The organism is Pantoea sp. XY16 (assembly GCF_025153065.1).
GTDB classification, from domain to species: Bacteria; Pseudomonadota; Gammaproteobacteria; order Enterobacterales; family Enterobacteriaceae; genus Pantoea; species Pantoea alfalfae.
On the sequence record NZ_JANZNP010000002.1, the window covers coordinates 131,892 to 149,456 of the forward strand.

Genomic DNA, 17,565 nt, shown 5'->3' on the forward strand with positions numbered 1-17,565 from the left:
ACGATGTCGCCCCGGCGACCAACCCAACAGGGATTACAGGAGAACAAAATGCAGAGTACGATGCGTAAAGGGTTACTGGCGGCTGGCGTGTTAAGCAGCGCAATGGCATTGCCCGCCTGGGCAGCACAGGATGCGGTGATTGCCGTCGCGTCCAACTTCACCACGCTCGATCCCTATGACGCCAACGACACGCTGTCGCAGGCAGTCGCGAAATCGTTCTATCAGGGGCTGTTTGGCTTTGATAAAGAGATGAAGCTCACCAATGTGCTGGCGGAGAGCTATCAGGCCAGCGCCGACGGCCTGACCTACACCATCAAGCTGCGTTCCGGGGTTAAATTCCAGGATGGCACGGACTTCAATGCGGACGCGGTAAAGGTCAACCTCGATCGTGCCAGCAACCCGGATAACCATCTCAAGCGCTACAACCTGTTTAAACATATCGCCAGCACCGAAGTGGTGGATCCAACTACGGTGAAAGTCACGCTGAAAGAGCCGTTCTCCGCCTTTATCAACATCCTGGCCCATCCGGCGGCGGCGATGATTTCGCCTACCGCGCTGAAAAAATATGGCAAAGAGATCGGTTTCCATCCGGTGGGAACCGGTCCGTTTGTGTTTGAAACCTGGAATCAGACCGACTTTGTGAAGGTGAAGAAGTGGGACGGCTACTGGAAACCGGGCTATCCGAAGCTGGATAGCATTACCTGGCGACCGGTAGTGGATAACAATACCCGCGCGGCCATGCTGCAGACCGGCGAAGCGAACCTTGCGTTCCCGGTGCCTTATGAGCAGGCAAAACTGCTGGAGAAGAACAGCAAGCTCAATGTGGTAACCACGCCTTCGATTATGCAGCGTTACATCAGCCTTAACGTGACGCAGAAGCCGTTCGACAATCCGAAGGTGCGTGAAGCGCTGGAATATTCCATCAACCGTCAGGCGCTGGCGAAGGTGGCCTTCGCCGGTTACGCCACGCCTGCGACCGGCATCGTGCCGCCCGCTATCGACTTTGCGCAGACCTATCCGGCTATCAGCTACGATCCCGCTAAAGCCAAAGCGCTGCTGAAAGAGGCGGGCTACCCGAACGGATTTGAAACCACGCTCTGGTCGTCGCACAACCACAGCACCGCGCAGAAGGTGCTGCAGTTCACGCAGCAGCAGCTGGCGCAGATTGGCGTGAAGGTAAAAGTTACGGCGATGGATGCGGGTCAGCGTGCTGCTGAAGTCGAAGGTAAAGGCCAGAAAGAGAGCGGCGTGCGTATGTTCTACACCGGCTGGTCCGCCTCAACCGGTGAGGCCGACTGGGCGCTGACGCCACTGTTTGCCACCGCTGCCTGGCCACCGGCAATCTTCAACACCGCGTTTTACAGCAATCCGAAGGTCGATAAAGATCTGGCCGATGCGCTGAAAACCACTGACCGTGCTGAAAAAGCGCGTCTCTACAAAGAGGCGCAGGACACCATCTGGCAGGACCATCCCTGGATCCCGCTGGTGGTTGAGCAACTGGTTTCTGCCAACAGCAAAAACCTGACTGGTTTTTATGTGATGCCCGATACCTCATTCAATTTTGATGAGGCCACGCTGAAGTAACGGAGCCGGCCAGCCCGTGTGGCTGGCCGCAACTGCAGGATGTTGCATGTTTAACTACTTTCTCAAACGACTGTTTGGGCTGATCCCCACGCTGCTAATCGTGGCGGTGCTGGTATTCCTGTTTGTTCATCTGCTGCCGGGCGACCCGGCACGCCTGATCGCCGGGCCGGAAGCGGATGCCTCGGTGGTGGCGCTGGTGCGTCAGGAGCTGGGTCTGGATTTGCCGCTGCCACAGCAGTTCTGGCACTTTATGCTGAATGCGCTGCAGGGTGATTTTGGTCAGTCGATGGTTTCCAAACGCCCGGTTGCGGATGAGATCGCCTCGCGCTTTATGCCGACTCTGTGGCTGACACTGGCCAGCATGATCTGGGCGGTGATTTTTGGCATGACCATCGGTATCGTTTCGGCTGTCTGGCGTAACCGCTGGCCCGACAGGCTCGGCATGACGCTGGCGGTGTCGGGCATTTCGTTTCCCGCCTTTGCGCTGGGGATGCTGCTGATGCAGGTCTTCTCGGTTGAGCTGGGCTGGCTGCCCACCGTCGGGGCTGAGAGCTGGAAGCATTACGTTCTGCCCTCCATCACCTTAGGTGCAGCGGTCGCGGCGGTCATGGCACGCTTTACCCGCGCCTCGTTCGTGGAGGTGATGCAGGAAGATTACATGCGTACCGCCCGGGCCAAAGGGGTACGCGAGTCGCTGGTGGTGGTGAAACATGGCCTGCGCAACGCGATGATCCCGGTGGTCACGATGATGGGGCTGCAGTTTGGTTTTCTGCTGGGTGGCTCAATTGTGGTCGAGGTGGTGTTTAACTGGCCGGGCCTGGGGCGTCTGCTGGTCGACTCCGTGGCGATGCGCGACTATCCGGTTATTCAGGCCGAAGTACTGCTGTTTTCACTGGAGTTTATTCTGATCAATCTGTTTGTCGACATGCTCTATGCGGTGATTAACCCCGCTATTCGCTTCAAGGAGTCGCGATGAAAAACTGGCGACGTGAAGCGGCCCTGAAAACGATGCCGCTGATAGCGGAGAACCGGGTGCGTACGCCGTGGCGTGAGTTCTGGCGACGCTTCCGGCGTCAGCCGGTGGCGCTGCTGGCCGGGGTGTTTGTGCTGATACTGATTGTACTGGCAGTGATCGCCCCATGGATTGCGCCGTTCGACGCAGAGAACTACTTCGATTATGACCGGCTCAACGACGGTCCGTCGCTGATGCATTATTTTGGCGTCGATTCGCTGGGTCGCGACATCTTCAGCCGGGTGCTGGTCGGCACGCGTATTTCCCTGATTGCCGGCTTTTTCTCGGTGGTCATTGGCGCAGTGATTGGCACGCTGTTTGGTCTGCTGGCCGGGTATTACGAAGGCTGGTGGGACCGTATCACCATGCGCATCTGTGATGTGCTGTTTGCTTTCCCCGGCATTCTGCTGGCGATTGCGGTGGTGGCGATTATGGGCAGCGGTATGAGCAACGTGATTGTGGCAGTCGCTATCTTCAGTATCCCGGCCTTTGCCCGTCTGGTACGCGGTAACACGCTGGTGCTGAAGCATCAGACCTATATTGAGTCGGCACGCAGCATCGGCGCGTCTGACTGGACAATCCTGATGCGGCATATTCTGCCCGGCACGGTATCGCCGATTGTGGTCTATTTCACTATGCGGGTAGGGACTTCCATTATCACTGCCGCCAGTCTGTCGTTTCTCGGGCTGGGCGCCCAGCCGCCCACGCCGGAGTGGGGCGCCATGCTGAATGAGGCGCGGGCCGACATGGTGATTGCCCCGCACGTGGCGATTTTTCCCAGCCTGGCGATTTTCTTCACGGTTCTGGCATTTAATTTGCTCGGCGACGGGCTACGTGACGCACTTGATCCTAAACTAAAGAGATGAAACCTTTCGATTATGATCAGGACTTCAGCACGATCGACTTCCGCCAGCATCCCGAGCTTTATCAGGTCGGGCGAGGTGAGCAGGGTGTGCTGATGGTCGAGCCTTATAAAGGCGAAATTCTGCCGCACTGGCGTTTTCGCACCGTCCCCATTGCTGAAGAGTCGGCTGAAAAAATCATGGCGCTGTTTGAGGATTACCGGCGTCAGGACGATTTTGTCGGCATGGATATGGCGCGCAAATTTATCCAGATGGGATACACCCGAGCGCGTCGTTACAGCAACCACAAAGGCGGGCGCAAATATGACGCGGATGGCAAGGAGCTGCCGCGTGGCGTCAACGAGGAAAAGGCTGCTGCAGCGGCCATTTTCAAGGGTTACTGGGACAAACTACGTGAAGACGAGGACTACCTGCGACGCAAGAAGGCGCATCAGCAGCAGTATGGTTAACCGCTAAATCTCCTCCCCCGGCCACCTCCACCGTGGCTGACATCATTGCCTGAACCCGCCCGGCTCATTCTCCGGGCGTTATCCTGCTCCCCTTTTCCTGCCCTGAAAGGCCAGATGCAAAACAGAAATCTTTGGTTTCGGTCAAACTGCGACGTAAAGTAGTGAAAAAACGCGTAAAAGCCGGTTCAGGACGCAGACAAAAAAAGTGGGTGGATCGCCCTCTGCCTTTTCCAGTAACTTCCCGTGCTGTAAAAAGAAATCGGCTCCAGGAACGCTGGATGGTGAATAAGCGAAACGCTGACGATGCCAGCGCTTCAGGGTTGTCTGAAAAACGCGGGTTGATATTCACTTGTTTTCATTAATAATAAACCAGCAAACCCCACTGAGGGGGCTATGCCCCTCAGGTAATGAAATGGATAATGTGAGAGCTAAATAATGAAAGAGATCATCAACGGATTTCTGAATTTCCAGCAGAATGTGTTTCCTGAAAGGAAGGATCTTTTCAAAAGCCTGGCGTCAAATCAAAATCCGAAAGCGCTGTTTATCTCCTGTTCAGACAGCCGTCTGGTGCCTGAACTGGTGACGCAGCAGGAGCCAGGAGAGCTGTTCGTTATCCGCAATGCGGGCAACATCGTTCCCTCATTTGGCCCGGAGCCGGGCGGTGTCTCCGCTACGATCGAATATGCTGTGGTCGCGCTGGGCGTCTCAGACATCATCATCTGCGGTCACTCCAACTGCGGTGCCATGAACGCCATCGCTTCCTGTGCCTGTATGGATACCATGCCTGCAGTTGAGCACTGGCTGCGCTATGCCGATGCAGCAAAGGCGGTCGTCGAGCAGCGTGAGTATGACTCACCAGAGAAGAAACTGAACGAGATGGTCAAAGAGAACGTTATCGCTCAGCTGAACAACATGAAGACTCATCCGTCGGTCTCCGTTGCCCTGCGTAACGGTAAGCTGCGTCTGCATGGCTGGGTTTACGATATCGAAAGCGGCACCATCATGGCGCTGACCCAGGGCGGTAAGCAGTTCATCACCCTGTCAGATAATCCTGATACCTGCTTCGAGTAATGGCTTTCACCCGCTGCGTTATGCAGCGGGTATATTCCTGCCTTCCGCACAGATAACCCCTTAAAACACCGCTTATTTTCAGCCTTTTCCCCGTGATTTATCTATGCTTGCTTAAACCTTCCTGACACAAGCGAGTTGATCATGCGTATACCGTCCATTGCTGCTCTGCTGGCAGTCTCCGCACTGTTGCTCAGTGGATGTACTTCTCATGGTGCAGACAAGCAGCACTATTCGGGTTTCTTAGCGGATTACAGCCAGCTGAAGCCCTCTGAGTCAGCCAGCGGGGAACCGACTCTGCGCTGGATTTCTCCCGACTATAAGAGCAGCCAGTATCAGGATGTGCTCTATACACCGGTCGTGTTCTATCCGGCTGCCCGGCCTACGGCTCGTGTCAGTCAGCAGACGCTGGAGCAGATACGCAGTTACACCGATATTCAGTTGAAAGGGGCGATTGCCACCCGTCTGCCGCTGGTTAATCAGGCTTCGCCACATACTCTTAAAGTGCGTGCCGCGATCACCGCCGTCTCGGCAGAGAACGAGGGCGTACAGTTTTACGAAGTCGTGCCGATCGCGGCAGTCGTCGCCAGCACCATGGCGGCATCCGTCCACCGATTTCCGAACAGTGAACTGTTCCTGGAGATTGAAGCCAGCGATGCCGTGACCGGCAAACCCTTAATCCGGATCGTGCGAAAAGCCGTTGGCAAAACGGTCAGTAACAGCACGACGCCAGTCACCTTTGATGATCTGAAGCCGGTTATTGATACGCTGGTTCGTGACACGGTCAGTTTCAACGCGCCATAACCTTTCGGGGCGGCACATCCTTGTCGCCCTGTTTAATCTTTTGTAAATCCTCAGGTTCACCACGCAGCGGATGACTACGCTTAAGGGCACGCTATCCCGTCAGGAGAACCTTATGTCCCGTTTTTCGACTGCTCTTGTGCTCGGCGGCGCGCTGCTTTGCGCCTCACCACTGTTTGCCGCCGACGTAAAGGTCGAGGTACTGCAGGATAAGTTACAACATCCATGGTCTGTTGCCTTCCTGCCCGACAACAAAACGCTGCTGATTACTGAGCGTAGCGGAGCGCTGCGCAGCTGGAGTCCGCAGAGTGGCCTGTCGCAGCCGATCCAGGGTGTACCAAAGGTCTGGGCAGAACGGCAGAGTGGTCTGCTGGACGTGGTGCTGGCACCCGATTTTGCGACCAGCCGTCGCGTCTGGCTCAGCTACACTGAGGCGAACAGCAGCGGCAAAGCGGGTGCCGTCGTGGGTGTCGGGACGCTGAGTCCGGATAACCGGCAACTCAGCGATTTCCGCGAGGTAGTCCGGCAGACGCCGATGCTCTCCAGCGGCAACAATATCGGCACCCGGCTGGCGTTTGATACCCAGGGATACCTCTGGATCGCGTTCGGCGATAATTTTGTCAGCAGCGCAGCCCAGGATCTCGATAAGCTGCAGGGCAAGTTGCTGCGGCTCAACGCCGATGGCAGCGTGCCGGACGATAATCCGTTTGTGAAAAAGCCCGGCGCGCGGCCAGAGATCTGGGCCTATGGTCTGCGTAATCCGCAGGGACTGGCGCTTAATCCCTGGACCGGCACGATATGGGAAAATGAACATGGTCCGCGCGGTGGCGATGAAGTGAATATCATGAGCCGTGGCAAAAACTACGGCTGGCCGCTGGCGACGTACGGCATTGACTACAACGGCGATAAAGTGCCGGAATCAAAGGGCACCCATGCTGCAGGCACCGAACAGCCGCTTTATCACTGGAAGGATTCGCCGGCCATCAGTGGCATGGCATTTTATAATAGCGCCCGTTTTCCGCAGTGGAAGAATTCGGTGTTCATCGGGGCACTGAAAGAGAAAAACCTGATCCGTCTGAGTCTCAACGGCGAAAAAGTGGTGGAAGAGCAGCGCCTGCTGGGCGATCAGATGGCGCGAATCCGTGATGTGCGGCAGGGACCGGATGGCTGGCTCTATGTGCTGACCGATGAGGCCAATGGTAAGCTACTGAAAGTGGGATTAGCGCAGGACGCTGGCGCGTCCCGCGGCTAAGAGCAAGACCTGGCAGACGATTTTATTTGTCAGTCTGGACCAGAGCAGTGCTCACAACCAGCACGTAATCCGTACGTGCTGGTTGTTGCGCGTAGTTCGTGTCCCGACTGACTGAAACAACGATGTCTGCCAGGACAGGCTCTGGATTATCGCGCCCAGTGATAAACCTGCCAGCCGCGGTTTAGTGCTTCCTGGTGCAGCTGTTCATCCGGATTGATAACGTGGGCATGATCGGCCTGCTTCAGCAGTGGCAGGTCGTTCATGGAATCGCTGTAGGCCCAGGTACGGTTAAAGTTCTCCTGCTGCTGCAGCGCTTTCCAGTCACCCAGGCGGGTCACTTTGCCCTCTTTGTAGGTCATGGTACCGTAGGTGTTGCCGCTGTAGCGCTCATCCACGATCTCAACGCCAATCGCCAGCGCGCCGCAGGCACCCAGCTTCTCAGCAATCGGCACCACCAGATGTTCGCCACTGGCGGAGATGATCATCACTCTGTCGCCGCGTGCCCGGTGCCACTCAATGCGCTCGCGTGCTGCAGGATAAACGCGTGGCATGATGTCACGGTGAATGAAGCGGCGCACCCAGCCTTCAACGGTCAGTGTCGCCATGCCTGCCAGAGGGGAGAGTGTTTTATTCATATACTCTTCAATCGACAGCGTACCGGCATAATACTGATTCATTAATGCCTGTTCCTGATCAATCAGTTCGCTGGGGGCAAATCCCTGTGATACCAGCCAGCGCAGCCACAGGCTGGTGCTGTCTTCACAAATCAGTGTTTCATCAAGATCAAAAAGGGCTAAGTCCATGGGGGGTCTCCTCGGCTGACTGGCTTTCAGGTTAGCCGATAATTGTGACGGGCTTAACGCTTCTGCGAAAAATCGGAATTTCACGCAGTTTTGAAAGTGACAGACGTGGGGAAAAGCGACACGCGCGCGGCCCTTATGCCAGGGTTACTCTACTAAACTCTAAAAAACTTTACGATTCGGCGGTTTTTTTCACTGCCGTCAACGGTTAGCGTTTGAGTGAGAATTTTCTGCCCCTGGAATTTCGATTTAACAAGGACAATCCGGCCAAGCCCATGACAAACTCTTGCTTCACATCTCGCCTGCGGCACCTCGTTGCCACTTCATTACTGATTATCGCCCCCCTTAGCGCTTTTGCTGAGCAGGCTCCCGCTGCGCCCGGCATTGATGCTAAAGCGTGGATTCTGATCGACTACGCCAGCGGTAAAGTGTTAACCGAATCCAGCGCCGATCAGCGTCTCGATCCTGCCAGTCTGACCAAGATGATGACCAGCTACGTAGTCGGTCAGGCGATTAAAGCGGGCAAAATCAAACCGGATGACCTGGTCACGGTGGGACAGGATGCCTGGGCGACCGGTAATCCTAAGCTGCGTGGCTCTTCGCTGATGTTCCTCAAGCCGGGCGATCGCATTCCGGTGCATGAGCTGAACAAAGGGATTGTGATCCAGTCCGGCAATGACGCCTGTATTGCGCTGGCAGATTATGTGGCGGGCAGTCAGGATTCCTTTATCGGCCTGATGAACAACTATGTGAAGGCGCTGGGACTGCAAAATACCCACTTTATGACGGTGCATGGTCTGGATGCAGAAGGCCAGTACAGCACGGCCCGAGATATGGCGCTGATTGCCCAGGCGCTGATCCGCGATGTGCCCGAAGAGTACGCACTGAATAAAGAGAAAGAGTTTACCTTCAACAATATTCGCCAGATTAACCGTAACCGCCTGTTGTGGAGCACCAACCTTAAGGTGGATGGCGTCAAAACCGGTCACACCTCCGGCGCGGGTAATAACCTGGTGGCTTCCGCGACCGAGGGCGATATGCGCCTGATCTCGGTGGTGCTCGGCACCGCCAGCGACGCGATTCGTTTCCGCGAAAGTGAAAAGCTGCTGACATGGGGCTTCCGTTTCTTTGAAACGGTAACGCCGATTAAAGCGGATGCGCCGTTTGCGCAGCAGCGGGTCTGGTTTGGTGATAAGAGCCAGGTGAATCTGGGCGTGGCGAAAGATGCCGCGCTGACCATCCCGAAAGGGCAGATGAAGAACCTGAAGGCGAGTTTCAGACTCACTACGCCACAACTCGAAGCCCCGCTGAAGAAGAATCAGGTGGTTGGTACCATCGACTTTCAGTTAGACGGTAAGACGATTGAGCAGCGGCCGCTGGTGGTGATGCAGGATGTGCCGGAAGGCGGCTTCTTCAGCCGGATGATTGATTTTGTGATGATGAAGTTCAACGGCTGGTTCGGGAAGTGGTTTTCATAAGTAAGCAGGGACGCTGATGTGTCCCTGAGTTGTTGATTCATGCTTCTCAAATAGCGGTCATATCGCGCCTGCTCAGGGAACACGGTCAGATCGGAAAGACGCTAAGGCCAGTCCCTGACATGCCCGGCCCGCGCAATTACGCACCTCATCCCTGAAGTGCGCCCGTAGCCGGGCCAGCGCGTTGCGTTGTTCAAAAACGCCTGGCGTTTTTATCCATGCCGCGGGACGCTTCCTCTTCTGACCGTGTTCCCTTCGCGTTAATTTTATACGTTGCTGTGAGATCCTGATTCAGGCATATGAGCAGCCACTTATTTTAATTCTGCGTCCAGCCCTTACGAATCGGCACGGCAAACAGCGCCCGATAGAGTGGGTTGATCACCGCCAGCATCCGCTCGCCGTAGAACTGCCACGCCAGATGTGACGCCAGACAACTCAGCAGACCCACCAGGAATCCACCCAGCATATCCATTGGCCAGTGAACGCCCAGGTAGACCCGCGACCAGGCGATGGCGCAACCCGCCACCATCAGCACCACGCCTGACCAGAGGCGATGCCAGAAAATAAATGCCAGAGCAAAGGTGAATATTGTTGTGCCGTGATCGCTGGGATAGGAGTCATCGGCGGCGTGAGGCAGGAACTGATAACCGTAGCCAATGGCGAAAGGGCGGGGATGCGGCAGCAGATGACCCACACACCAGGAGATTGCCAGCGCATAGATCAGCGCCATACCGGTTTTCAGTACCAGCGCCCGCTGCGAAGAAACCTGATCGCGCGGTCCCCAGAGCCACATCGCGACGATTAACAGCGGCACAATGGCGATCAGATCTCTGGCAATAAAGGTCGCCAGTTGCAGCAACCAGGTGGGTGACGCCGGTGTGGCATTGATGGCAGTAAACAGTGCGTGGTTCAGCTCTTCCATTTCGGGATAAATTCCTCAGCAGACAGGCCGGTCATCAGCGTCAGGTAACATCCGGTCACCCAGGCTCGATAACAGCAGCAAATAAACGTTCAGCGACAGCGCGCCCAACCAATCAAGCAGCACAATTTGCTAACTTATCAGAGCGCTATCCTGCTTTTTGTCGGCCAGTTCGTCTATGGAAAGGCTCTTAATCTCATGATGAGTTGCACAACTGTTTAAGTTTTATGACGGTTTGAGAGTTGATTCCGGTATGGAAGCGCGGGATGGGACGAAAAAAGGCATAAAAAAACCCGCCGGGAAAAAGACCAGCGGGCTCCACAATTTGGGGATTTCAAAGAAAAGCAGTGGCACTTATTATGACTATCGCTTAACAATAAAGTTCTGGACGTCAGCAAAAAAATTTTATAGGGGCAGTATCGGCCAGATAATCACAATCAGCGTCCCCGCCAGCGTCAGTAACACGTTAGCGATCGCATAGGTTCCGGCATAGCCCAGCGCCGGAATATTACTGCGTGCCGTATCGCTGATGATCTCCATAGCCGGTGCGCAGGTTCGCGCGCCCATGATGGCCCCAAACAGCAGGGCGCGGTTCATCCGCAACACATAGGCACCAAACAGATAGCAGATGATCACCGGAATCAGGCTCACCAGCAGACCGCACAACAGCATCAGCGCACCGTCGCTGCTCAGGCCGTGATTAATCCCGCTGCCGGCGCTTAATCCTACACCCGCCATAAATACCATCAGGCCAAACTCTTTCACCATGGTAAGCGCGCCCTGCGGAATATAGCCAAAGGTCGGATGGTTGGCGCGCAGGAAGCCGAGCATGATACCGGCGAAGAGCAGACCCGCCGCGTTACCGATACCAAAACTGAAATTGCTGAACTGGAACGTAATCAGACCAATCATCAGACCCACGATAAAGAAGGCACAGAAGGCCAGGAGATCGGTCATCTGACTGTGAATCGCGATAAAGCCGATGCGATCTGCCACGCTTTTTACCCGTCGCGCCTCGCCGCTGACCTGCAGCACATCACCTTTGTTGAGCATGATGCTGTCGTCGATCGGCATCTCAATCTGACTGCGTATTACGCGGTTCAGGAAGCAGCCGTGATCGGTAAGGTTTAACTTGCTGAGGCGTTTGTTTACTGCGTTATGGTTCTTCACGACGATCTCTTCGGTGACGATGCGCATATCCAGCAGATCGCGGTCAAACACCTCTTTGCCGTTACGGAAGCTGGGGTCGAGCCGGGCATGTGCATCGGGATAGCCGACGAGCGAGATATCATCACCAAGCTGCAGCACCGCATCCCCATCGGGACTGGCGAGAATACCATTGCGGCGGATACGCTCAATGTAACAACCTGTCTGACGATAGATACCCAGCTCGCGCAGGTTTTTGCCGCCGCTCCACGCCACCAGTTCCGGGCCCACGCGATAGGCGCGGATCACCGGCAGAAAGACTTTACGCTGGCTGTCCGCATCCAGACCGCGTTCCCGGGCAATCTGCTGCGCACAGGTCGGCAGATCCTGATGTTGCAGACGGGGCAGGTAGCGTGCGCCGAAAATAAGACTGACCAGGCCGATCAGATAGGTCACGGCATAACCGAGGCTCAGCTGATCCTGCATCAATCCAAGCTGCTTTGGATCGCTGATGCTTTGCCGCAGGGTATCACCCGCCCCGACCAGCACAGGGGTTGAGGTCATCGACCCGGCCAGCATGCCGGCGGTAAGACCAATATCCCAGCCAAAGAGTTTACCCAGCCCCAGTGCCAGCAACAGCGCGCTGACCACCATGACGATGGCGAGCATGAAATAGTTTTTGCCGTCGCGAAAGAAAATAGAAAAAAAGTTGGGACCCGCTTCAACACCAACACAAAAAATAAACAGCATAAAGCCCAGACTCAATGCATCGGTATTGATCGCGAAGTGCTGCTGCCCTAATAAGAGCGAAACCACTAATACGCCAATCGAATTTCCCAGCTGAACCGAGCCAAGACGCAACTTGCCCAGACAGAGGCCGAGCGCTAAAACGACAAATAATAACAAAATGTCATTTCCGCTTAACAATCCTGCGACGTTAATATTCACTGTTTAACTTCTTGTTTACGTGTAACCTGTTGAAGAGTGGCCTGTTTTTCGCTATCGTGAGCAAGCCGTTGAGGTGCTGTTGTATCAACACTGCAAATGGAACCGTTATCGCGGCGCTATTCTAATCACAAATATCTTTCACAGCCATTGGCTGTTTTCATTCGTTGCCACAACGAACTGTTTATTTTTATTTCCACCAGAACGCATCAGGGATATCTGCAGGTTATTGTCGGGGTTACTTTTAATCAGTGGGGTGGTATGCCGCAGCGTTCTTATCTCTGGACTACCCGCCTGTGCGGCGTGGTGATGTACAGTCTGGTGTTTGTTTTTACCTGTCACTTCTGGCAGGTCGGTCCCGGCCCGCTTCGTGGTCAGCCCGAATTACTGCTCTTTATGTTACCTGGTATTGTGATGGCGTTGATGCAGGTGGAAAGCCCGTTAAAAAGCACGCTGCTGATGGGGCTCTGGGGAACGTTGCTGGCAGCACTGCTGCTCAATAACAGCCTGTTTATTCACAGCAGCGGACTGTTTGCCATCGCATGGAGTCTCAGTGCGCTGTTCTGGGCAGGCTGCGGGGCGTTGCTGGTACGGTTAATGCAGATTGTGATGGCGTCGCTCAACTAAACGGTGCCTGATGGCTGGCATCTGCCAGAGAGCAAAAAGGCGAGACAGGAAAATCCTGCCTCGCCTTTTTCATTCCGGTTATCTGCGCTTACGCGACAAATCCCAGATTCTCTTTGGTCCAGGCCGCAAACTCGGTGTAGCCACCAATATGTTTTTCGTCCACGAAAATCTGTGGCACGGTACTGACCGGTTTACCGGCGCTGGCTTCCAGATCGGCTTTAGTAATGCCTTCTGCATTAATATCAACATACTGATAGCTAAAGTCATCGCGCTCCGCGGTCAGTTTGTCGGCCAGTTCATGGGCACGGACACAGTAGGGACAGCCCGGACGACCAAAAATAACAGCAATCATTGAGAACTCCTTGCAGCGACTATTATGTGATGCGTATCACATAATCAAACAGAGAATGGCAACCATCATGCCCGCTCGTATCGCTTAAGGAAAGCAGGATTTGCCTGTTAGTCTGATGCCCGCACGCTATTGCCGCCGTTCAGGAAGCGTCTGAAACAAGAGCTTTTTCACAACGGCAGCCCGTGTAACCCGCGCAATTTTTGGGTTGTTGGCCATAATTGACGCTCAGTAAGCCGCAAAGGCAGGAGGAAGTGATGCAGAGTGTGGCCAGATTACCCCGGTTTATCCTGGTGCTGGAGGCGGCTGGCGGCCTGTTAATTCTGGGTGCGCTGCTGCTGATCAACCACTGGCTGCCGCTGCCAGACAAGGCTGATGCCAGAACGCTGGCTACCGTGCTGTTCATCGCCGGCGTGGTGCTGATGCTGCCTGCTGCCTGGCTATTGATGTGGCGCACCGCGAAAGCTATCGCGCCACAGCTGTTTAATCAGATTGATAAAAAAAGATAATGTTGCTGGAGACTTTATGACACCGACCATTGATTTACTGTGCAGCCACCGTTCAATCCGCGCCTTTACTGACCAGCCGGTCAGCGAAGCCCAGCGTGAAGCGATTATTAATGCGGCGCAATCGGCGTCCACATCCAGCTTTTTACAGTGTTCTTCTATTATCCGTATCACCGACAAAGCGCTGCGTGACAAGCTGGTGACGCTGACGGGCGGACAGACGTGGGTCGCGGATGCGCCTGAGTTCTGGGTTTTCTGCGCTGATTTTAATCGCCACCTGCAGATTTGCCCGGATGCGCAACTGGGACGTGCCGAGCAGTTGCTGCTGGGCTGCGTCGACACCGCGCTGATGGGACAGAACGCGATGGTCGCAGCGGAATCGCTGGATCTGGGCGGCGTCTTTATCGGCGGCATTCGTAACAGCATTGCGGAAGTGACCGAGCTGCTGGGCCTGCCAAAATTTGTGCTGCCGCTGTTTGGTTTCTGCCTGGGGCATCCGGAGTCAAAGCCGGACGTCAAACCGCGTATGCCGCATGCGATGCTGGTGCATGAAAACCGCTATCAGCCACTGGATCCGGCAGTGCTGGCAGAATACGACAGCCGCACAGAACTCTATTATCAGCAGCGCGACAGCAACCAGCGTAGCGAAACCTGGAGCGAGCTGATTCAGCGGCTGATCATTAAAGAGACGCGTCCGTTTATGCTCGACTATCTGCATCAGCAGGGCTGGGCCACGCGTTAATCCATTAAGGGAGAGCTGCGATGAAGATAGCCATTTTGTCGCGCGATGAGACGCTCTACTCCAGCCGACGATTGCGTGACGAGGCCGCCGCGCGCGGCCACGAGGTGCAAATCATCGATCCGCTCTCCTGCTATATGAATATCAATCCCGCCTCACCGGCGGTTCACTATTGTGGTGAACTGCTGGGCCATTTCGACGCCGTTATTCCGCGAATCGGCAACGCCATTACTTTCTATGGCACGGCGGTGCTGCGACAGTTTGAGATGTGCGGCAGCTATCCGCTGAATGAGTCCGCCGCCATAACCCGCACCCGGGATAAATTGCGCTCGCTGCAGCTGCTGGCACGGGAAGGCATCGACATGCCGGTCACCGGCTTTGCCTCTTCACCCGATGACACTGACGATCTGATCGCCATGGTGGGCGGCGCACCGCTGGTGGTTAAGCTGGTGGAAGGCACGCAGGGCATCGGTGTGGTACTGGCGGAAACGCGTCAGGCGGCGGAGAGCGTCATCGATGCTTTTCGCGGCCTGAACGCCCACATTCTGGTGCAGGAGTTTATTAAAGAAGCACAGGGACGAGATATTCGCTGTCTGGTGATCGGCAATCAGGTGGTGGCAGCAATAGAGCGGGTGGCGAAAGAGGGCGATTTCCGCTCTAATCTGCATCGCGGCGGTAAAGCGTATCCGGTGGTCATCACGCATCAGGAGCGGCAGATCGCCGTGAAAGCAGCGGCCACGCTCGGGCTGGAAGTCGCCGGTGTCGATATTCTGCGCGCTCATCGCGGTCCGCTGGTGATGGAAGTGAACGCCTCGCCCGGTCTGGAAGGCATCGAAACCAGCAGCGGCCTTAACATTGCCGCGCTGATGATTCAGCGGATTGAGCTGCAGGCCATCCCCGGGCTCCGTCCTAAAACCGCTGGCTGACACGCGCTTTTCAGCAGTTTTCGTGGCATCGCCGCGCATTTTTCCGTAAGCTAAGTCGCCTGTTTATCACCCCACTGGGATTTTACGATGGATTCTCTTGTCGTTCCGGATATCGACCTGCTGCGTCGCTGGCTGGATCAGCAAAATATCACCTGGTTCGAATGCGATGCCTGTCAGGCACTTCATCTGCCGCACATGCAAAACTTCGATGGGGTGTTTGACGCCAAAATCGATCTGGTCGACAACGTCATTCTGTTTTCGGCGCTGGCTGAAGTGAAGCCGACGGCGCTGATTCCACTGGTTGGCGATCTGTCGCAAATTAATGCCAGTTCACTGACGGTGAAAGCCTTTATCGACATTCAGGATGATAATCTGCCGAAGCTCATTGTCTGTCAGTCAATGACCACTACCGCCGGATTAACCTTTGGTCAGTTCTCACACTTTATGAAACAGAGTGAAGAGCAAATCTCCATGGTCATCCTGGAAGCCTTTGCCAATAATCTGCTGATTGTGGGTGAAGAAGAAGAGCACGTTGCGGTGACCAGCGTTCATTCTGTGCTGCACTAAGCCCGACATGGTCGCCCACTAAGCCGTCCCTGAGACGGCTTTTTTATGCCCGCGATTTGCCGCCCCCTTTTTTTATTCTGCACTTTGCCCTTTACCGCCAGATATTTGTCGTGGTTTATGCCATCAAAGCCGAACCTCATAGCTCAAACATGCATAAAATATCGGTTTCAGGCGTTTTTTACGCTGGGGTCTGGTGAAGCCTGACCGGGGGGGCTATGCTTGCGGGGCTGTAACAGACGTGTAACTGCGTCCCAGCTATAGGATTTTGCTATTAAACTCCCGCTGAATAATGATTCATTGTGTCACTGACGTCTTGTACAGAACGCAATGCAGGGATCTCAGGTTTGCAGCGTTGAAATGACCCGCTCAGGAGGATGGAAAAATATGTTCAACTCACGTCAGAAATGGCTGTCAGCTGTAGTAGCTGCTGCGCTGATGGCCGCGTCGGCCACCAGTATGGCGGAAGATAAAACGCTGCACGTCTACAACTGGTCCGATTATATTTCGCCAGATACCGTGCCAAACTTTGAAAAGCAGTCCGGCATTAAAGTGGTCTACGATGTGTTTGACTCCAACGAAGTGCTGGAAGGCAAACTGATGGCGGGCAGCACCGGCTACGATGTCGTGGTGCCATCCTCCAGCTTCCTGGCGCGTCAGCTGCAGTCCGGGGTATTCCAGCCGCTGGACAAAAGCAAACTGCCTAACTATAAAAATCTCGATCCGGCGCTGATGGAAAAAGTGGCGCAGCACGATCCGGGTAACAAATATGCCATTCCTTATCTTTGGGGCACCACCGGTATCGGTTACAACATCGACAAGGTTAAAGCCGCACTGGGCGCTGATGCGCCGGTCAACAGCTGGGATCTGGTACTGAAGCCGGAAAATCTGGAGAAGCTGAAAAGCTGTGGCGTCTCCTTCCTGGATGCGCCAGAAGAGATCTTCGCCACCGTGCTCAACTATCTGGGCAAAGACCCGAATACCTCTGATGCCAAAGAGTATTCCGGCGCGGCGACCGACCTGCTGCTGAAACTGCGTCCGAATATCCGCTACTTCCATTCGTCGCAGTACATTAACGATTTGGCTAACGGTAACATCTGCGTCGCCATCGGCTGGTCGGGCGATATTCTGCAGGCGAAGAACCGTGCCGATGCAGCGAAAAATGGTGTGCATCTGGGCTACAGCGTGCCGAAAGAGGGGGCGCTGGCCTTCTTCGATATGATGGCAATTCCTAAGGATGCCAAAAACCTCGACGGTGCCTACGCCTGGCTGAACTACATCATGGATCCGAAAGTGATCGCTGATGTCTCCAACAAAATGAATTACGCCAACGGCAACAAAGCGTCGCTGCCGCTGATCAATGCCGACGTCCGCAACAACCCGGGTATCTTCCCGACGCCAGAAGCGATGTCGAAATTGTTCGTGCTGAAAGTCCAGGATCCGAAACTGGATCGTGTGCGTACGCGCGCATGGACTAAAGTAAAAAGTGGTAAGTAATTCGTCCTTAACGGATTGACCTGTCACGCATCAGCAACAGAGG

19 protein-coding genes are annotated in these 17,565 nt (G+C 55.0%); 14 read left to right on the forward strand and 5 right to left on the reverse strand.

Annotated features, from left to right (window positions below):
* The first annotated feature begins 48 nt into the window (after positions 1–48).
* The 4 genes from gsiB to N1689_RS02250 are packed head-to-tail and all read left to right on the forward strand — an operon-like array spanning position 49 to position 3,908.
* Positions 49–1,584 carry a glutathione ABC transporter substrate-binding protein GsiB gene (gene gsiB / locus N1689_RS02235; protein ID WP_260057742.1) on the forward strand — a complete coding sequence of 512 codons (1,536 nt, stop codon included), beginning with the start codon at positions 49–51 and terminating at the stop codon, positions 1,582–1,584.
* Positions 1,585–1,630: 46 nt separating this feature from the next.
* Positions 1,631–2,560, forward strand: a complete 930-nt coding sequence (gsiC, locus tag N1689_RS02240; protein ID WP_253421432.1) for a glutathione ABC transporter permease GsiC — start codon at positions 1,631–1,633, stop codon at positions 2,558–2,560.
* Entirely contained in the window at positions 2,557–3,462 is a 906-nt protein-coding gene (gsiD, locus tag N1689_RS02245; protein ID WP_061062018.1) for a glutathione ABC transporter permease GsiD, read from the forward strand. Before gsiC ends, gsiD begins: the two co-directional genes overlap by 4 nt.
* Positions 3,459–3,908, forward strand: a complete 450-nt coding sequence (locus N1689_RS02250; protein ID WP_095707465.1) for a DUF4385 domain-containing protein — start codon at positions 3,459–3,461, stop codon at positions 3,906–3,908. The genes gsiD and N1689_RS02250 overlap by 4 nt, the downstream gene beginning before the upstream one ends.
* A gap of 64 nt (positions 3,909–3,972) precedes the next feature.
* On the opposite strand, the gene N1689_RS02255 is transcribed toward N1689_RS02250, so the two are convergent.
* Entirely contained in the window at positions 3,973–4,257 is a 285-nt protein-coding gene (locus tag N1689_RS02255; RefSeq protein ID WP_161734294.1) for a hypothetical protein, read from the reverse strand.
* A gap of 86 nt (positions 4,258–4,343) precedes the next feature.
* On the opposite strand from N1689_RS02255, the gene N1689_RS02260 reads away from it, so the two are divergent.
* From N1689_RS02260 to N1689_RS02270, 3 genes are all read left to right on the forward strand, one after another.
* Complete coding sequence (locus N1689_RS02260) at positions 4,344–4,979, forward strand: carbonic anhydrase (protein WP_128085280.1); 636 nt, start codon at positions 4,344–4,346, stop codon at positions 4,977–4,979.
* Between the two features lie 141 nt (positions 4,980–5,120).
* A complete protein-coding gene (locus N1689_RS02265) occupies positions 5,121–5,780 on the forward strand; it encodes a DUF3313 domain-containing protein (RefSeq protein WP_260057743.1) in 660 nt (219 codons plus the stop codon).
* Positions 5,781–5,892: 112 nt separating this feature from the next.
* The gene (locus N1689_RS02270) at positions 5,893–7,029 is read left to right on the forward strand and encodes a PQQ-dependent sugar dehydrogenase (RefSeq protein ID WP_222924284.1); all 1,137 of its coding nucleotides are present in this window, start codon (positions 5,893–5,895) and stop codon (positions 7,027–7,029) included.
* Positions 7,030–7,175: 146 nt separating this feature from the next.
* Here the strand turns inward: N1689_RS02270 and N1689_RS02275 are convergent, their stop codons facing one another.
* Positions 7,176–7,832 (reverse strand): HAD family phosphatase, encoded by a 657-nt coding sequence (locus tag N1689_RS02275; protein WP_161734288.1) that lies wholly within the window; start codon positions 7,830–7,832, stop codon positions 7,176–7,178.
* Positions 7,833–8,104: 272 nt separating this feature from the next.
* On the opposite strand from N1689_RS02275, the gene N1689_RS02280 reads away from it, so the two are divergent.
* Complete coding sequence (locus N1689_RS02280) at positions 8,105–9,307, forward strand: serine hydrolase (protein WP_253421443.1); 1,203 nt, start codon at positions 8,105–8,107, stop codon at positions 9,305–9,307.
* A 313-nt stretch (positions 9,308–9,620) separates the two neighbouring features.
* On the opposite strand, the gene ybjG is transcribed toward N1689_RS02280, so the two are convergent.
* Entirely contained in the window at positions 9,621–10,226 is a 606-nt protein-coding gene (gene ybjG, locus N1689_RS02285; RefSeq protein WP_161734284.1) for an undecaprenyl-diphosphate phosphatase, read from the reverse strand.
* Between the two features lie 402 nt (positions 10,227–10,628).
* A complete protein-coding gene (locus tag N1689_RS02290; RefSeq protein WP_013357276.1) occupies positions 10,629–12,317 on the reverse strand; it encodes an aspartate:alanine antiporter in 1,689 nt (562 codons plus the stop codon).
* 258 nt (positions 12,318–12,575) lie between these two features.
* Here N1689_RS02290 and ybjM point away from each other — a divergent pair, with 258 nt between their 5' ends.
* Positions 12,576–12,941 carry an inner membrane protein YbjM gene (ybjM, locus tag N1689_RS02295; RefSeq protein WP_161734282.1) on the forward strand — a complete coding sequence of 122 codons (366 nt, stop codon included), beginning with the start codon at positions 12,576–12,578 and terminating at the stop codon, positions 12,939–12,941.
* Between the two features lie 88 nt (positions 12,942–13,029).
* Here ybjM and N1689_RS02300 read toward each other — a convergent pair whose 3' ends face one another.
* Positions 13,030–13,293 (reverse strand): GrxA family glutaredoxin, encoded by a 264-nt coding sequence (locus N1689_RS02300; RefSeq protein WP_003849263.1) that lies wholly within the window; start codon positions 13,291–13,293, stop codon positions 13,030–13,032.
* 254 nt (positions 13,294–13,547) lie between these two features.
* Between N1689_RS02300 and N1689_RS02305 the strand changes: the two genes are divergently transcribed.
* From N1689_RS02305 to potF, 5 genes are all read left to right on the forward strand, one after another.
* A complete protein-coding gene (locus N1689_RS02305; RefSeq protein WP_161734280.1) occupies positions 13,548–13,799 on the forward strand; it encodes a DUF1418 family protein in 252 nt (83 codons plus the stop codon).
* 16 nt (positions 13,800–13,815) lie between these two features.
* Positions 13,816–14,538, forward strand: coding sequence for an oxygen-insensitive NADPH nitroreductase (nfsA, locus tag N1689_RS02310; RefSeq protein WP_013357279.1), 723 nt, complete (start codon positions 13,816–13,818; stop codon positions 14,536–14,538).
* 20 nt (positions 14,539–14,558) lie between these two features.
* Positions 14,559–15,461, forward strand: a complete 903-nt coding sequence (rimK, locus tag N1689_RS02315; RefSeq protein ID WP_260057744.1) for a 30S ribosomal protein S6--L-glutamate ligase — start codon at positions 14,559–14,561, stop codon at positions 15,459–15,461.
* A gap of 87 nt (positions 15,462–15,548) precedes the next feature.
* Positions 15,549–16,028, forward strand: coding sequence for a YbjN domain-containing protein (locus tag N1689_RS02320; protein WP_161734274.1), 480 nt, complete (start codon positions 15,549–15,551; stop codon positions 16,026–16,028).
* Positions 16,029–16,412: 384 nt separating this feature from the next.
* Entirely contained in the window at positions 16,413–17,522 is a 1,110-nt protein-coding gene (potF, locus tag N1689_RS02325) for a spermidine/putrescine ABC transporter substrate-binding protein PotF (RefSeq protein WP_161734272.1), read from the forward strand.
* Positions 17,523–17,565: the final 43 nt, after the last annotated feature.

Coding starts and splice junctions, on each gene's coding strand:
- gsiB (WP_260057742.1), top strand. CDS start 49: ATGCAGAGTACGATGCGTAAAGGGTTACTGGCGGCTGGCGTGTTAAGC.
- gsiC (WP_253421432.1), top strand. CDS start 1,631: ATGTTTAACTACTTTCTCAAACGACTGTTTGGGCTGATCCCCACGCTG.
- gsiD (WP_061062018.1), top strand. CDS start 2,557: ATGAAAAACTGGCGACGTGAAGCGGCCCTGAAAACGATGCCGCTGATA.
- N1689_RS02250 (WP_095707465.1), top strand. CDS start 3,459: ATGAAACCTTTCGATTATGATCAGGACTTCAGCACGATCGACTTCCGC.
- N1689_RS02260 (WP_128085280.1), top strand. CDS start 4,344: ATGAAAGAGATCATCAACGGATTTCTGAATTTCCAGCAGAATGTGTTT.
- N1689_RS02265 (WP_260057743.1), top strand. CDS start 5,121: ATGCGTATACCGTCCATTGCTGCTCTGCTGGCAGTCTCCGCACTGTTG.
- N1689_RS02270 (WP_222924284.1), top strand. CDS start 5,893: ATGTCCCGTTTTTCGACTGCTCTTGTGCTCGGCGGCGCGCTGCTTTGC.
- N1689_RS02275 (WP_161734288.1), bottom strand. CDS start 7,832: ATGGACTTAGCCCTTTTTGATCTTGATGAAACACTGATTTGTGAAGAC.
- N1689_RS02280 (WP_253421443.1), top strand. CDS start 8,105: ATGACAAACTCTTGCTTCACATCTCGCCTGCGGCACCTCGTTGCCACT.
- ybjG (WP_161734284.1), bottom strand. CDS start 10,226: ATGGAAGAGCTGAACCACGCACTGTTTACTGCCATCAATGCCACACCG.
- ybjM (WP_161734282.1), top strand. CDS start 12,576: ATGCCGCAGCGTTCTTATCTCTGGACTACCCGCCTGTGCGGCGTGGTG.
- N1689_RS02300 (WP_003849263.1), bottom strand. CDS start 13,293: ATGATTGCTGTTATTTTTGGTCGTCCGGGCTGTCCCTACTGTGTCCGT.
- N1689_RS02305 (WP_161734280.1), top strand. CDS start 13,548: ATGCAGAGTGTGGCCAGATTACCCCGGTTTATCCTGGTGCTGGAGGCG.
- nfsA (WP_013357279.1), top strand. CDS start 13,816: ATGACACCGACCATTGATTTACTGTGCAGCCACCGTTCAATCCGCGCC.
- rimK (WP_260057744.1), top strand. CDS start 14,559: ATGAAGATAGCCATTTTGTCGCGCGATGAGACGCTCTACTCCAGCCGA.
- N1689_RS02320 (WP_161734274.1), top strand. CDS start 15,549: ATGGATTCTCTTGTCGTTCCGGATATCGACCTGCTGCGTCGCTGGCTG.
- potF (WP_161734272.1), top strand. CDS start 16,413: ATGTTCAACTCACGTCAGAAATGGCTGTCAGCTGTAGTAGCTGCTGCG.